This window comes from Scytonema sp. PCC 10023, from assembly GCF_963920835.1.
Classification (GTDB): domain Bacteria; phylum Cyanobacteriota; class Cyanobacteriia; order Cyanobacteriales; family Nostocaceae; genus Kalymmatonema.
Genome location: NZ_CAWUDP010000159.1, coordinates 1 through 15,332, shown reverse-complemented (window position 1 = coordinate 15,332; position 15,332 = coordinate 1). Strand labels below are relative to the sequence as shown.

13 protein-coding genes are annotated in these 15,332 nt (G+C 43.4%); 9 read left to right on the top strand and 4 right to left on the bottom strand.

The window, feature by feature from the left end:
- From ACM0OZ_RS45180 to ACM0OZ_RS45170, 3 genes are all read left to right on the top strand, one after another.
- Positions 1-478, top strand: a 478-nt coding sequence (locus ACM0OZ_RS45180; RefSeq protein ID WP_414589490.1) for a HEAT repeat domain-containing protein, incomplete at its 5' end; no start/stop codon positions are given.
- A gap of 4 nt (positions 479-482) precedes the next feature.
- Positions 483-872: a hypothetical protein gene (locus ACM0OZ_RS45175; RefSeq protein WP_414589489.1), complete on the top strand. Its 390-nt coding sequence runs from the start codon at positions 483-485 to the stop codon at positions 870-872.
- Between the two features lie 28 nt (positions 873-900).
- On the top strand, positions 901-1,044 hold the full coding sequence (locus ACM0OZ_RS45170; protein WP_414589487.1) for a hypothetical protein: 144 nt from the start codon (positions 901-903) through the stop codon (positions 1,042-1,044).
- A 39-nt stretch (positions 1,045-1,083) separates the two neighbouring features.
- Here ACM0OZ_RS45170 and ACM0OZ_RS45165 read toward each other — a convergent pair whose 3' ends face one another.
- Together ACM0OZ_RS45165 and ACM0OZ_RS45160 are read right to left on the bottom strand one after the other, a co-directional pair.
- Positions 1,084-1,356: a hypothetical protein gene (locus tag ACM0OZ_RS45165; protein ID WP_414589485.1), complete on the bottom strand. Its 273-nt coding sequence runs from the start codon at positions 1,354-1,356 to the stop codon at positions 1,084-1,086.
- Between the two features lie 56 nt (positions 1,357-1,412).
- Positions 1,413-4,043: a DNA polymerase III subunit alpha gene (locus ACM0OZ_RS45160; RefSeq protein WP_414589483.1), complete on the bottom strand. Its 2,631-nt coding sequence runs from the start codon at positions 4,041-4,043 to the stop codon at positions 1,413-1,415.
- 268 nt (positions 4,044-4,311) lie between these two features.
- Between ACM0OZ_RS45160 and ACM0OZ_RS45155 the strand changes: the two genes are divergently transcribed.
- The 3 genes from ACM0OZ_RS45155 (at position 4,312) to ACM0OZ_RS45145 (ending at position 8,354) form a co-directional block, all read left to right on the top strand.
- Positions 4,312-5,604 (top strand): dicarboxylate/amino acid:cation symporter, encoded by a 1,293-nt coding sequence (locus tag ACM0OZ_RS45155; RefSeq protein ID WP_414589482.1) that lies wholly within the window; start codon positions 4,312-4,314, stop codon positions 5,602-5,604.
- A 761-nt stretch (positions 5,605-6,365) separates the two neighbouring features.
- On the top strand, positions 6,366-7,706 hold the full coding sequence (gene iscB / locus ACM0OZ_RS45150) for an RNA-guided endonuclease IscB (protein WP_414589481.1): 1,341 nt from the start codon (positions 6,366-6,368) through the stop codon (positions 7,704-7,706).
- A 489-nt stretch (positions 7,707-8,195) separates the two neighbouring features.
- Complete coding sequence (locus ACM0OZ_RS45145) at positions 8,196-8,354, top strand: ribbon-helix-helix protein, CopG family (RefSeq protein ID WP_414589492.1); 159 nt, start codon at positions 8,196-8,198, stop codon at positions 8,352-8,354.
- Positions 8,355-8,504: 150 nt separating this feature from the next.
- On the opposite strand, the gene ACM0OZ_RS45140 is transcribed toward ACM0OZ_RS45145, so the two are convergent.
- Together ACM0OZ_RS45140 and ACM0OZ_RS45135 are read right to left on the bottom strand one after the other, a co-directional pair.
- Positions 8,505-10,217, bottom strand: coding sequence for a flavin reductase (locus ACM0OZ_RS45140; protein WP_414589479.1), 1,713 nt, complete (start codon positions 10,215-10,217; stop codon positions 8,505-8,507).
- A gap of 96 nt (positions 10,218-10,313) precedes the next feature.
- Positions 10,314-12,032, bottom strand: coding sequence for a diflavin flavoprotein (locus tag ACM0OZ_RS45135; RefSeq protein WP_414589477.1), 1,719 nt, complete (start codon positions 12,030-12,032; stop codon positions 10,314-10,316).
- Positions 12,033-12,831: 799 nt separating this feature from the next.
- Between ACM0OZ_RS45135 and ACM0OZ_RS45130 the strand changes: the two genes are divergently transcribed.
- The 3 genes from ACM0OZ_RS45130 to ACM0OZ_RS45120 form a co-directional block, all read left to right on the top strand.
- Positions 12,832-13,272: a hypothetical protein gene (locus ACM0OZ_RS45130; protein ID WP_414589475.1), complete on the top strand. Its 441-nt coding sequence runs from the start codon at positions 12,832-12,834 to the stop codon at positions 13,270-13,272.
- Positions 13,269-13,391, top strand: a complete 123-nt coding sequence (locus tag ACM0OZ_RS45125; RefSeq protein ID WP_414589474.1) for a hypothetical protein — start codon at positions 13,269-13,271, stop codon at positions 13,389-13,391. Before ACM0OZ_RS45130 ends, ACM0OZ_RS45125 begins: the two co-directional genes overlap by 4 nt.
- A partial coding sequence (locus ACM0OZ_RS45120; protein WP_414589473.1) for an NACHT domain-containing protein occupies positions 13,381-15,332 on the top strand: 1,952 nt, incomplete at its 3' end. The genes ACM0OZ_RS45125 and ACM0OZ_RS45120, both read left to right, overlap by 11 nt.

Below are 15,332 nucleotides of genomic sequence, written 5' to 3'. Positions count from 1 at the left end.
ATTAGGAAAAATCAAAGATACCCAGGCAGTACAAGCTTTGATTCAAGCTTTGAATGATGAAGATTATGATGTGCGTTCGAGTGCCGCAGAAGCATTAGGAAAAATCAAAGATACCCAGGCAGTACAAGCTTTGATTCAAGCTTTGAATGATGAAGATTATAATGTGCGTAGGAGAGCCGCATATGCATTAGGAAAAATCGGGTATTCTGAAATACTTTCTCGGATGTGGGAGTTACGATTAACTAGAGTATATGATACGGAGGATGTTATTTTAAAAATTCAAGAACGTTGCAAGTTTTATAACCATGAAATTTTTCATTCTCCCCCAGTTGAGGAGAAAACTAAAACCGAATTAAAAACTTCTAAATCGTCAACTTACATCTTTCATCAACCTGTAGGCAACCTCAACACAGGAGATGTCAAGATTCATGGCAATCAAATTGGAATTGAACACAACCCACTAAATAACAAGGATTAAAACTATGTCAGAAACTTCTAAGTACCAAAATAGTTTTCATTTCGATCAAGCTCCTGGCAACGTCAACACAGGAGATGTTACAATCCAACGAGATCAAGTTGGCATTCAACACAACTACGCAACAGAACAAAAACAAAATCTGGCGGAAGCAGCGAAAGATATTCAGCAATTGCTAGATCAACTGTCTCAGACTTACTCAACCACCACTGAAGTTGAAAAGCAAGCGATCGCCAATCAAGCAATAGCTCGTATTAAGCGCGATCACCCAACCACCTGGCAGAGGTTACGCAGTGCTGGTGAGGCAGCATTATTTGAGACATTTAAGGAAGTGATTGATAACCCGTTTGTTAATGTCACGGTTGCTGCTGTTCAAGGTTATAGGCACGCTGAGTAAGAGTTTATTTCGTCTTTGAGATGTGTTAGTGAGTCTCAGAATCTCGTTCACGAGTGTTAAAGACTCGACGATGAGTGGTGAAGACTCGGCGACGAGTGTTAAAGACTCAGCGATGAGTATAAAACACTCGGCGACGAGTATAAAAGACTCGACGATGAGTAGTGAAGACTGAGCGACGAGTGTTAAATACTCGTTCACAAGTGGTGAAGACTCAGCAACGAGTATAAAAGACTCGCCAACGAGTGTTAGAACCTCGGCGATGAGTGTTAAAGACTCGCGAACAAGTAAGTAGGTAGGCGTAATTTTGTAGTAAGGGCTTTAGCCCTTGCCTTGTTCCCAGGCTCTGACTGGGAACACCATTGGCAGGCTCTGCCTGCCTTACTTGCGGCAGAGCCGCCCCAACTGCATTTCCAGGTAGAACCTGGAAACGAGATTTAGGCGCAGCGTGTGGCGATAGGGACTCAGCGTGGCAGGAATGTGCCATAGATTCCACACGTGTAGAGACGCGCCATGGCGCGTCTCTACAAAGAACGCGAATCCTTATTCTGGCAACCCCTGAACCTGCATCAAATCCAAACCCCGTTCAAATATCTCATCAATCGGCAACATTTGCCCATCAGTCGTCATAAATTTATGGTCTTTCGTTGCCCGAATAGTCGAACCATCTTCTAAACAATACTCAAACACCTCTTGCTGTCCGCGATTATGCCACTGGACAACAGGTTGCGTGTAAACATTCCCATTACTATCAACAGTATACACAGAGCATTCAATACTCTTTTCCACAATTTCGCCAATCGGCAAAAATCCATATTCCACCGTCAAAACTTCCGTGTCATAGCTTAAGCAATATTCGGCAAACTTCACCATTTGCTCGAATAATTCTTCAGCAATTTGTTTTTTCACTCCATTTTTTGCAGCGCCATCTACAAACTTTTCCCGCTGCTTCATCATCTCGTCAACTTTCTTTTTCCCCATCGCACGGCGCAGCAAATCTGCTTGTCCTAGAGAATATCCAGCCATATCTTGAGCAATTTTCATGATTTGCTCTTGATAAACCATAATTCCGTAGGTTTCATTTAATATGGGTTCTAGAATTTGTGTTTCATAGTCAATATTCTCTCGCCCGTGCTTACGGTTAATAAATTTGGGAATAAGTCCTGCATCTAGTGGTCCTGGTCGATACAGTGCCAAAATAGAGGAAATATCTTCTATGTTGGAAGGCTTCAAATCGCGGACTATTTGCCGCATTCCCGAAGATTCTAATTGAAAGATGCCTTCTAATTCACCTGCTTCTAAAAGTTCGTAAGTCTTTTTAACATCTTTTGGCAAAGTGTTAAATTCGCCTTTCGCTAATATCCTTTGAGCTTTTCTTTCTTGACTGGTTATTTCATAAGGGTCAATTTTAAATCCGTGTTTTTCTTCAATCAAATCAATGGTTCTCTGAATCATCGTCAGGTTTTTCAAACCCAGAAAATCCATTTTCAGCAAACCCAGTAATTCCAAGTCTTCCATAAAATACTGGGTAATCACAGAACCGTCGTTATTTTTTTGTAACGGTACAATTTCATCTAATGGATCAGCAGAAATCACCACACCCGCTGCATGGACACCAAAGGTTTTGTTCGTTCCTTCAATACGGATTGCCATGTCAACCCAATGGCGTACCATTGGGTCATTGTCATATTTTTCTTTAAATTCCGGTGCTGGTGTTGCGTCGGAAATCATCACCTTGAGTTTGGTGGGTTTTCCTCGGGAAACGGGAATAAGCTTTGCCATTTTGTCTGATTCCCCATAGGGAATATTTAATACTCTGGCAACATCTTTTAAAACTGCTTTGGAAGTCAGGCGGTTAAAGGTAATGATTTGGGCAACTCTTTCTTTACCGTATTTTTCTGTCACATAATCAATGACTTTATCTCGTTGTTCGATACAGAAATCCGTATCAATATCAGGCATGGATTTCCGATCTGGGTTGAGAAATCTTTCAAACAGTAGCCCATGATGCACGGGGTCAATGTTAGTAATACCCATCGTATAAGCAACTAATGACCCCGCAGCCGAACCTCTACCTGGACCAACTGGAATATTATTATCTCTAGCAAATTTGATGTAGTCCCACACCACCAAAAAGTATGTGGAAAAACCCATCCTCTGAATCATTGTAAGTTCATATTCCAGTCTTTCTTTATAGACTGTGTCAACTTCATTTCTCGATTTGCGATTTAATCTTTGTAAGAGTCCTTGCCAAGCAACTTCTTCGACATAAGTGTCGGCAGTGTGACCTGATGGGATAGGATAATTGGGAAGGCGAGGCGTATCCAGAATTTGGTATGGCTCAACTTTCTCTGCAACTTCGACTGTGGTTGTCACTGCTTCTTCAATGACATCATCTGGCAAATGGTCACGAAATAGCAGCTTCATTTCTTCAGCGGATTTGAGATATTCTGTACCGCTGTAACGCATTCGCTTATCTTCAGCAATTAATTTGCCAGTTTGAATGCACAGCAAAGCATCGTGTGCTTCAACATCGTAACAAGAAATAAAATGGGAATCGTTAGTAGCGACAATTTTAATATCTAGCTCCCGCGCAATTTTGACAATTTCTACATTGACAATTCGGTCTTCTTGGGAGCCGTGGTCTTGAATTTCTAAATAATAATCTTCACCAAAGGTTTCTTTATACCACTTGGCAACTCTACGTGCAGCTTCTAGTTTGCCGCTGAGAATTGCTTGGGGAATTTCCCCACCTAAACAAGCACTGGTTACAATTAAGCCTTCATGGTATTCTTCTAATAAGTCTTTGTTGATGCAAGGACGGGAAAAAATTCCTTTACCCTGCACACCTTGAAGGTTGGAAAGTGTTGTTAGTTTAACTAAATTTTTGTATCCTTTTGTATTTTTAGCTAAAACAACTTGATGATAGCGGGGACGGCGTTCTTGTTTCGTGATATCGCCGTTGATGATATACATCTCGTTGCCAATAATTGGCTTGATATTTTTACTGCGACAGATTTTAATCAGTTCGATCGCACCATACATGACACCATGATCTGTCAGGGCTATTGCTTTGATTCCCAGTTCGATGGCGCAATCGACTAAATCTGGCAGCTGACTTGCTCCATCAAGCAGACTGTAGTCACTGTGAATATGCAAAGGGACGAAGGACATATGCGTCTCCAACTAACAGTCAAAAGTAGAAGCGTTTACCAGAGTAACGCAGTTTGTTGCCGCGTGCGATTATCTTATATGAAATCCGTTTGTTTACTTATCGTATCCGATCAACCTCACCCCTACCCCTCTCCTTAGCAAGGAGAGGGGTGGCGCAGCCGGGGTGAGGTATCGATGCAGTAAGTGATTAACCGGATTTGATATTATCCGGAATCTTTGATCTCCAAAGTGATGCTTTAATAATCGCATTGCGAACTAAGCGTCTTGCATGAACGAAACAGACAGCATCGACAAGCCTAATACTAAACCTCGCCCTTGGTGGCAAAGAATTCCGCTGACTTTACAAATTGTCATCGCGCTCATTCTGGCGATCGCATTGGGTGTTGCATTGGGTGCAGGAAACCCTAGCCCAGCAAATAAAACCTTCATAGAGACTTTAGCAATTCCTGCTGAATTGGTGCTAAAGGCTCTCCGCGCCCTGGCGACGCCGCTGATTTTGATGGCAGTATTGCATACTTTCATGACAACCAACATCCCCGGTACAGCAGGACGGCGTTTAGCGGTGCTGCTGTTTACTAACACGACAGTCGCGATTGTGATTGGACTTTTCGTGGCAAATGTCCTGCGTCCTGGGACTTGGGGAAATTTGGCTGCTCCAGGAGGTGCCCAAACAGCTCCGAAAAGTTTCGATCCTTGGGGACTGTTGAGAGATGCTGTACCACAAGCTGTACTTGAGCCTTTAGTTAATAATAATGTTATCCAGCTGATCGTTATTGCTCTTTGCTTCGGCATTGTCCTGCGGGCAATAAAATCAGAGCAAGTTGCCCAACGCAAGAGAGGATACCAGCCGATAGAGGATGTCATCGGCATTTTGTTTGAATCTATCATCCGCATCCTTCATTGGGTCATTGCCCTAGTGCCATTGGCAGTTTTTGGAATTGTTGGTAAAACCGTTGCCGAAAAAGGCTTTGAGCCGTTTAAATCTCTAGGCGCGTTCGTCGTGGCGGTAGTGGTGGCGTTGGCGTTGCAAGCTTGCTACTACCTGACTCGGGTAAAATTTGGTTCTTGGGTTAACCCAGTAAACTTTCTGCGTGGCGGTACTGATGCATTTTTAACAGCTTTCTCAACTGATTCCTCAGTGGCGACAATGCCCATCACCTTTGAGGTTTTGCAGACAAAAATTGGCTTACGGGAATCTTCTGCTTCTTTGGGGGCGTTAGTTGGCTCAAATTTCAATAATGATGGCACTGCGCTTTATGAAGCGATGTCTGCGCTGTTTATCTCCCAGGTGCTTGGACAAAATTTGAGTATCCCGCAGCAGTTCGTTGTCATTCTCACGTCGATTTTTGCATCGGTGGGTGCAGCAGGTATCCCAGAAGCTGGGTTGGTAACGATGACACTGGTGTTCAGTTCCGTTGGCTTACCCACACAATATATTGCTTTGTTGATCACAGTGGATTGGTTTTTGGATCGCTGCCGCACTGTGATCAATGTTATGGGAGATATGACTGTCAGTGCCTTACTCGATGGCAAAAAGCCCCGTTCCCTTGACGAGGCTTAGCCAAAATAAGTCAAAAATAAAAAGTCAAAAATTTTTACTTTTGACTTTTGACTTTTTCTATTTACTGCTATTTAATTCTGTTGTGGTCCTTTTGCGTCACACACCTTAGCCCAGCACCGTTCTAAAAGTTCCATTCTATGTAGATGCGCGAAGCGACGCGGGCTTAAGACCAGCTTTGTTTTGTGACTGAAGACGGGTTGATTCAGATACTGCCAAAGAGGAAATTTAATTTTGCTGTTTTCGTGAGTCATACAAAGAGGACAATACGATAGAATGGTTTATTCAGTGCTGTAATAGTATAAAAGCTGACAGCAACTGACTCCTGAGTTTAAGCTTACACAATATATATTCGGTTGTCCTTGTGGCAAACGCGGATGATTTTCCAACTTTTGGATGATGTCAACAGCAGCTTTTTACTTATACTTATGACCAGATATATAAAATCTAGTGATGACTCCACACACCTCCCTTATGCCTGACGGCACGCTGCGCGAACAGGGTAGGTGTGGGCTTCTAGAAGAAGCGCGTCATTAGTCTCAGTAATCCGTCATGCTAGGGTTGCTACGTTTTGGAAGAATGATATAGGCACTTTGTGAGTGTAGGTTTGGCAAACCGTCTTCTAGCCTCAAACACTGCGGTTAACAGTTAAAAACTTCCGTGGAGAGGAAGCGTGCTGTTAGCAAAAACCTTCCAAAACATTGACGAAGAAGACCACTCCGTGAGGAGAAGAACTTTTTACTAGTTCAAATTCACGTAAAACCATGAAAGTATTAGTCATCAATCAACATGGACGACCATTAATGCCCACAACCTCAAGAAAAGCGCGGTTGCTATTAAAAGCTCGCATTGCCAAAATAGTAGGACGTGACCCTTTCACTATCCAGTTACTCTACGGAACTCGCGGTTACGTTCAACCAGTAACTCTTGGTATCGATGCCGGATACAAGCATATTGGTTACAGCGCTGTGACAGAAAACGAAGAGTTGGTTGGTGGCGAGCTAGAACTTCTTAATGGGATGTCGGAACGCATTACCGAGAGGTCGAAATATCGCCGTCAACGTCGAAATAGGTTGCGTCATCGCGCTCCTCGTTTTGATAATCGCAAGCGTAAAGAAGGGTGGCTAGCTCCATCAATTCAGCACAGACTTGATTCACATTTACAACTTGTTGAACGTATAAAATCTCGACTCCCTGTTTCAAAGATTATTGTTGAAGTTGCCAAATTCGATATTCAAAAAATCAATAATCCTGATATTCAAGGCGAGCAATATCAGCAAGGAGAACAGCTAGGATACAAAAACTTGGTTGCCTACATTCGACACAGGGATGGTTATGAATGTCAAAATCCTGGGTGTAAAAATAAGTCAAAAGAGAAGACACTTCAAGTCCATCACATTGGTTTCTGGAAAAATCCGCCCGATAGGAGTAATAGACCAGCTAATTTGATTACTCTTTGCGACAAATGTCATACTTCAACCAACCATAAAAAAGGTAAATTTCTGTATGGTTGGCAACCAAAAGTAAAATCTTTTAAGGCAGAGATATTCATGTCTACCGTTTACAGAAAACTTGTAGAACTATTAGGAGCGGAGCAAGCTTTTGGGTACGAAAGTGATTACATTCGGGAAGAGTTGGGAATTAACAAATCTCACCACAATGATGCTTTCATCATTGTTGGGGGGACTACCCAGCAAAGAGTACCTTCATTAATGCTTGAGCAAATTCGCAGAAACAAACGGTCAATGGAACAGTTCTACGATGCTAAGTATATTGACAAGCGAACTGGCAATAAGGAATCTGGTTCCATCCTATTCTCTGGGCGCAGAACTCGTAACAAGAATCTGAACGGCGAAAATCTGAGGATTTATCGGGGTCAAAAAGTTTCAAAAGGTCAACGCCGTATCAAGAAACAACGCTACCCCTACAATCCCAATGATTATGTACAGTTTGAAGGCAAGGTCTATCGGATTGTTGGGATGCAGAACCTGGGGTCTGGTGTTAAGCTAGCCAACTACCCTGGTGTTGCCAATAAAGTTGTGAGTGTTAACAAAGTCACAAGCGTGAAAAGAAGGACAGGCATCTGTGAAAAACCGCGCGAGTGAAAATCGCTATAGCAGTCCTAAATGATAAGCCCTACGGGCACGCACTCGCGTATGCCTGCGGCACGCCCCTCACCGTGGGCACGCCACTGGAAGAGTAAGCCCTCTCCTTATTAAGGAGAGGGTTGGGGTGAGGTCAAGCAGGAATTATAAGTAATTAAGCGGACTTGATATCAATTGAACTCTCCACGCTTTGAAAAACGTGGATTCTAGACTGTTGTTACTCCGTGCGGCTAAAAGCCACACGGAGTAACGTTGTCTCGTGTTTTTTGTAAAACACGCTGGCTGGTTCAAACAGCCCTACCCGCCTCGACCTTTTCAGGCTGTGCGGCTACTTCGGTATCTTCCAACCTTGAAGATTTTACGTGTTGAAGGCAACGGTTAAGTTCTTCTCAACACAACCCCGTATCTTCAGTTGTGAGGGTAGGCATGGTATCACGTTTGTTTTTTGGAGTTTTTCATCCTTGTGTTACCATAATCCCATATTAACACATATATGGGATTATAGAACGCTATAACTTAAGGCTGTCTGATAAAGAATATAAAGACATAAAAAATATGTCAGCGCTAACAGAACGTTCAATCAATGATTTAATTAGAGAAGCAATAAGAGAATATGTTGAAAAAAAAGAAAGAGAAACAAAGGGATAAATCCCTTTGCGTCGGGTTTCATCCCCTGCTTAAAAGCGAGGGGTTCTCACCCTCCCACTATGCTTTGATAGGATTGCTAGATAAGAGTCAAAACTAACTTTTGACTCTTGGCAATCCTCATAAGAAAGTATGCAATTTACCAAGCGTTACTTAATAATGATTGCCCGCTTTGCGATGGTGAATGGCTGTTACGGCATCGGGTTTGAGCAATTTACCGTTGTCAACAGTTGCATACACTACCCAATGGTCTCCACATTCGAGACGTTTGTTGACAGAACACTCAAGATATGCTGAAGCGTCAGTGAGGACGATGCAGCCGTTATCTGCAACATCTGTAGGAAAACCTGCAAATCTCTCTTCTCCTGGGGCAAAAGATTTACGGAAGTGCTTCATGTATTCCTGTTGATTGCCTTCAGGCAGAATATTTAAAACAAACTTACCGCCTGGATACATTAAAGTTTCAATTGCTCGGTCTTTGGCAATAGCAACGGTAAGACCGGGTGGGTTAAAGGTGGCTTGAGAAATCCAAGACCCCATCATTCCAGTAGAGACTTCTCCAAGCTTTGCTGTCACGACGCAAACTGATCCGACAATCCGACCGACAGCTTGTTCAACAGGGGTCGCTGCTGGTTGAGCCAAACGCAGTTTTTTAGCTTTTCTTAGGGTTTGAGCAAAGTCTGTACCCGTTTCTTCACACTGTTTGAGAAGGACATCTGAGGGTTTAAACTTCACTTTCATACTGTCAAACCCAAACCGATATCCCGCATCCCGGAGTTTGCCTTCAATTAAGTCAAAAGCTTCGCCACTCCATCCGTAGGAACCAAACACTCCAGCGAGTTTGCTATTGTCACTAATCGATAATACAATACCCAAAGCAGTGTGAATGGGAGTCGGCGCATTACCTCCAATGGTGGGAGAACCGATGATAAAGCCATCAGCTTTTTCTACGGCTGCCTTGATTTCTTCAGGTTGAGCAAATTCGCAGTTGATAGATTCTACAGCGACTCCTCCTTTGGTTAAACCAAGGGCGATCGCCTGCGCCAGAGTTGCTGTATTTCCATAAGCTGAGGCGTAAAGTAGGGCAACAGTAATCTCGCGCTCGGTTTGAGAACGGCTCCATTGCTGATAAGCTTGGGTCAGTTCCACCAAGCCGTAGCGTACTACTGGACCGTGAAGGTTACCATACATTCTCACTTGCAGTTCTGATATTTTCTCGAGAGCTGCTTGTACGTGAGTTGCATGAGGAGCCATCAAGCAATCGAAGTAGTAACGCTGGTCTTCCTTTAAAACGCCCCAGTCTTCATCAAAGACTTCTTCACCACAGATATGGGCACCGAATAGCTTATTGCTGTACAATATCTGCGTTTGCTGGTCGTAGGTACAAAGACCTGCGGGCCAACGAGGACTGGGGATGGGGAGACAGCGCAACACATGACCCTTACCTAAATCCAGAGTTTCTTTCCCCCGCATCACCATGATGTTCAATTTGTGGTTGGGGAAAGTCGCACGCAAATTGGCAGCACCAGGAAGCGAACAGACAAAGGTCAGCTGTGGTGCAAGTTCTAACAAAGCTTTGAGGGTTGCCACTCGGTTGGGATTAAAGTGACCTAATATCACATAATCCAACTTTTTCAAGTCTAGAGACTGCTGGAGTGCCTCTATAAAAATTTGCGTGAAAGTTTCCGGGGGTGGGTCAATAATTGCAGTTTTATCACCTTCGATGAAATAGCAATTCGAGGTGGTACCCTTTGCCAGCGCGTATTCAATTTCAAACCGTAAACGCGTCCAACTGCGTGCCCTGAGTACTGTGGTGTTTGTAGCGATCGCTAGAACTTGTACATCGCGCGGATTGGGATTGTTCATGGTTATTGAGTGAGGGAGGTTCTGAGATAGGAGGATGAATAATTCGTAATTCGTAATTGAATGACTAATTACGAATTACGAATTAAAAATTACAAATTAGTAGTAGTTGCCTACTTTGCGATGGCGAACAGCTGTGATTCCATCGGGTTTGGAGACTCGACCGTCTTGAACTGTGCAGTATACGAGCCAGTGGTCACTGCATTCGATGCAGCTCACAACTTCGCATTCCATGTAGGCGAGAGCATCTGTGAGAATGGGGGAACCGTTTTTCGCTGTTTGGGTTTTCACTCCGGCGAATCTATCAGCACCGGGTTGTAAACGCTTGAGGAACTGTTTCTTTAATTCTTGATAATTTCCTTCTTCCAAAACGTTAAGGACGAACTTATCACCCACTTGCATCAAGGAATCAATTGCACGGTCTTTGGCAACAGCAACTGTAAATCCTAAAGGTTGTATGCTAGCTTGAGCAACCCAGGAAGCGAGCATTGCACCTTGGACATCAGCTTTTTTGCTGGTGATAATGTACAATCCGTTGCTAATCCGACCCAATGCTTTTTCTAAGTTTGCATCAATGGACTTGATTTGCTTGATGTTGCGTTCGCGGACGAGCAATTGTCCTAAGTCCGTACCTGCTTCTTCACACAATTGGTGTGTGGCTTTGGTAGGAGTTTCTTTAATCCGGATGGCTGGGAAAGCTTCTTTGATGCCAAGTTCGAGAAATTTTCTCCGCAGTGGATCAATCGGTTCATCATCGCCGCCGTAGCATTCAAACAGTCCGATAACTTGCTTGCTCTTGGCAACAGCGAGTAGTGAACTGATGGCAGCATGAGCTGCGGCGTTAGCGCTTGGGGGCATACCAATAATGATGCCAGCTGCCCTACCTGCGAGTTCTTGGATTTCTTGGATCTCAGCGGAGGTGAGATCGACCATTTCGACGCCAACCTCAGTTTTCTGGACTCCCTGAGCAATTGCTTGGGCAAGGCGTTCACTGTGTCCATAGCCAGAAACATAGAACAAGGCTACTACTGTTTCTGCCTTGGCTTGTTTTTGGCTCCAACCTTGATAGCACTCCCTAAGGACATCAAGATGATGATATAATAAGGGTCCGTGTCCGTTGGCGATGATTCTAATTTTGCCAAGGTCGCCCATTTTCTTCATCGCATTGAGCAAGGAACGGGAATTGGGACCCATCAAGCAATCGTAGTAGAATCGAAAATCTGGTTCAATCGCTTCTAGGTTGACGTCAAAGGTATCGTCACTGCAATAGTGCATCCCAAAGGCGTCACAGGTGAAGAGGGTTTGGGTTTTGTGGTCGTAGCTGAATATTGTATCGGGCCAGTGCAGGTTAGGCGCACTCACGAATTCTATTTCGTGTCCTTGACCTAAATCTACGCGATCGCCACTTTTGACAATCCGCTTGGAAAATGGATCGTGTACTAAGTTTTCCAGAAACTGGAGTGCGACTTTTGACGCTAAGACGGTAGCTCTGGGAGCTAACTGGAGAACGTCTTCAACTAAGCCGCTGTGATCTGGCTCTGTGTGGCTAACAATAATGTAATCAATCGCCTTCGGGTTGATCAGGCTTTTGAGCGTTTCTAAATATTGGTCCCGAAACTTGGTGTGAGAGGTGTCAACAAGAACTGTCCTGTCACCCCGGATGAGATATGAGTTGTATGTTGTACCGTTTTGTAATCCGAATTCTATATCAAAGCGATCGCGGTCCCAATCAAGACAGCGAATTGCTGTTGTGTTAGGAGCTATTTCGACCGTTTGTATTGTGAGCCGTTTTTGGACGTTCTCTGCAAGCGCTACCATTCGTCGTCTCCAAGCACAAATTTTCAGTCTTCTTTTCTGCCTCTATTTTGCTCATAAGTAGTTTTGTAAAGTTGTCACAAATTTTATTTTTTATAAAATTCAAGATGTAGTTATAATTACTATTTATTGGCTGATTTTTTTACTTAAAAATTGTTATTGATAGTCTTGAAAAGGAGACGTAATTATATCATTTTTTTTATTATTTGACTGAAAAATTTTACTTAAGAATTGTTGGCGAAATGATATTTATGTCAACTAATTTGTAGCAAAAGACATAAATTTTGTAACCGTTGTGTTTAATGAGCCAGACGCCTGCAGTTAAAACCGTAGGCTAATAGTTGAAGCCCACTAAAGTGGAGTGAAAATATAGTCACGCAAAGGCGTGCAAGAAATGATTGTAAGTAGGTCGGTGTAAATAATTAAAGCTATGTAGTAAGCGCTTTAGCGCTAAAGCGCTTACTACGAAATAGTTTTCAAGCTTTAGTTTGATTTACAGAATCTATAAGGGAGTACCAAAAAATAAATTATCCATTATGTAGGGTGGGTTAGGCGCACGACAGTTGAGGTTTTACATACAGGACTTGCATTGCGCCGTAACCCACCATTGTTTCGGTGCATCACTACAAATTGGAGATTTTTTTAATTGGAAGTCCCTAAGAATGCAACTGTTAACAGTGAGGCATCTTGCCAGCACTGGTTTTCTGAATTTTGAATTTTGAATTGCTTACTAGGTTTTTTCCGTAAAACTCGTAGATGCTACGGTATAACTAATATAGAAATATCTACAATTAGATAATTTATGGAACCAGTCACTCTAACGGCTGTTGCAACGGCGATCGCCACCCTACTTCTAACAAAAGCACTGGAGAAAACTGGCGAAAATCTAGGAGATGCGGCATGGCAGCAAAGCCGCAAGTTAATCGAACAGCTTCGTGATAAGAATAAATTACCATTGCTAACCAATGCTACACAGGGAAACGAACAGCAGAGATTAGATTATGGACAAGCTGTGCTGGAACTCAAAGCAGCAGCAGACAAAGATCCAAAAATTGCTCAACAAGTTGTGGAAGTAGAAGCAGCAGCGAAAGCCGATCCAAAACTAGCTCCGCAAGTCGAAGAAGTAGCAAATACAGTTAATTCTCAACAGCCAACTATTCAAAACTTAGCAAAGCTGGCAGAAAAAATTAACAATCTCAATCAGGCACAGAATATTACGATAAATCAAACCAATACTTTTTGACTGCAGCCGCCCGACTGGGAGAATCGGGTAGAGTCAACTCCCATCAACTGGCGAGAAATTTGCCGCCAATTGCTGGAATCCCAGCGGCGGCTAACCAGCAATCCCTTAATGCAGGATGAATCTGCCAAATTAGAAAGAGAGCCGATTTATGTTCCCCTAGCACTGGTGCAGCGGACAAAACCTGACAAACGCGACAAGGGCGAATTTTCCCCAGAAAAAGGAACGCGTCTCTATGAACCGCAGTATGAGGAAAAGCAGCGATTTGAGCATGAAGCTTTCTTAACTCAAATCCTGCAAAAAGGAGAAGGCAAAACTAAGGGTAAGCACATTGCCTTAATTGGGGAACCAGGTGCAGGGAAAACAACTCTGCTGCAATGCATCGCCTTTTGGGTGTTAGAGAAAAATTTAGGGTTCCCAATTTGGATTTCGCTTGCCGATCTGGGGCGAAGTGGCTCTTTGACGAATTTACAAAATTATTTATTCAACGATTGGCTTAAGAATGCTGTTCCACCAACACAGTTGACTCAGGCGAAAGAAGAATTGACAGCACAAATTCAGCAAGGACGAGTCTGGTTGCTGTTGGATGGAGTGGATGAGGTTGCTGTATCGGGCGTGCAGACATTGCAAACTCTTTCCCAACAACTGACAGGATGGATTACTCAGTTGCGGGTGGTGCTAACTTGTCGGTTGAATGTCTGGCAAGCGGATTATAATGCGTTAGAAAATTTTGAAACTTATCGTCTGCTGGATTTTGATTATCCTAAGCAGGTTCATCAGTTTATCGATAATTGGTTTGGGAACCTCACCCCCCAGAGGAACCTCACCCCCCAGCCCCCTCTCCTTAATAAGGAGAGGGGGAGTGACAAAAGTAAGGAGAGGGGGAGTGATAAAAGTGAGCAGAGGCGGAGTGATAAAAGTGAGCAGAGGCGGAGTGAGAAAGGGGAACGGTTGAAGGCAGAGTTGGATAAAGCTGAACAGGGACGCTTGCGGGATTTGGTACAAAATCCTCTGCGGTTGACGCTATTGTGTAGCGCTTGGCAAAGTGAGGAGGGAAATTTACCACAGACAAAGGCGGGACTCTATCAGCAGTTTGTGCAGCAAATCTACAAATGGAAACAATCTGCTTTCCCCATCAGACAACAAGAGCAGAAGGAATTAAATCAAGCACTGGGACGTTTGGCGCTTAGGGATATTAAAGAGGGCGTTTCCCGATTCCGGTTGCTAGAAAATTTCATTACTGAAGAATTGGGATATCCAGATGATGAGAATTCTTCATTTTACAAAGCACTGCAACTTGGTTGGTTGAATCATGTCGGAATTGCAGCTGAATCTCAATTACAAGAAAAAGTTTATGCTTTCTTTCATGCCACATTTGAAGAATATTTTGCAGCGCTAGGTGTTAATGATTGGGACTTTTTCTTACCTCGCGAACACAAAAATAAACCTGTAAAAGATAAAGATACAGGTAAACCTAAGCCATATCGAATTTTTGAGGCGCAATGGAAAGAGGTAATTTTACTGTGGCTGGGGCGAGAGAATTTGGAAAGGGAGAAGAAAGAAGAGTTTATAAAAGCTAAAGAAGAGTTTATAAAAGCTTTAGTAGAGTTTAACGACGGGTGCGACAAGTTTTACAAATATCGAGCCTATTTCTTAGCAGCAACGGGAATTGCCGAGTTTGGAGAATGTTCCACTGATGAAATTGTAGCGCAAATTGTGAAGTGGGGTTTTGGTTACTTTAATACGCAAACAAAGCAGTGGCAGCCATTTCCAGATCCAATTGAAGAAGGAGCAAAGATAGCACTGCAACAGACGCATCGCGCAAAAGCGATAGATGTTTTGGTAAAGTTAATCGCCACCTCACAGGATGAAGACACCCGTTGGCGAGCGGCATCTAGCTTAGGGGAAATAGATCCTGGCAACTCAAGTGCGATAGATGCTTTGGTAAAGTTAATCGCCACCTCTCAGGATGAATCCACCCGTATGCTAGCGGCATCTAGCTTAGGGAAAATAGATCCTGGCAACTCAAGTGCGATAGATGCTTTGGTAAAGTTAATCGCCAC

What these genes read in the sequence shown, in the direction of transcription:
- ACM0OZ_RS45135 (WP_414589477.1), bottom strand. Translation starts at nt 12,032, where the DNA reads ATGGTAGCGCTTGCAGAGAACGTCCAAAAACGGCTCACAATACAAACG.
- ACM0OZ_RS45140 (WP_414589479.1), bottom strand. Translation starts at nt 10,217, where the DNA reads ATGAACAATCCCAATCCGCGCGATGTACAAGTTCTAGCGATCGCTACA.
- ACM0OZ_RS45160 (WP_414589483.1), bottom strand. Translation starts at nt 4,043, where the DNA reads ATGTCCTTCGTCCCTTTGCATATTCACAGTGACTACAGTCTGCTTGAT.
- ACM0OZ_RS45175 (WP_414589489.1), top strand. Translation starts at nt 483, where the DNA reads ATGTCAGAAACTTCTAAGTACCAAAATAGTTTTCATTTCGATCAAGCT.
- iscB (WP_414589481.1), top strand. Translation starts at nt 6,366, where the DNA reads ATGAAAGTATTAGTCATCAATCAACATGGACGACCATTAATGCCCACA.
- ACM0OZ_RS45155 (WP_414589482.1), top strand. Translation starts at nt 4,312, where the DNA reads ATGAACGAAACAGACAGCATCGACAAGCCTAATACTAAACCTCGCCCT.
- ACM0OZ_RS45130 (WP_414589475.1), top strand. Translation starts at nt 12,832, where the DNA reads ATGGAACCAGTCACTCTAACGGCTGTTGCAACGGCGATCGCCACCCTA.
- ACM0OZ_RS45165 (WP_414589485.1), bottom strand. Translation starts at nt 1,356, where the DNA reads ATGGCACATTCCTGCCACGCTGAGTCCCTATCGCCACACGCTGCGCCT.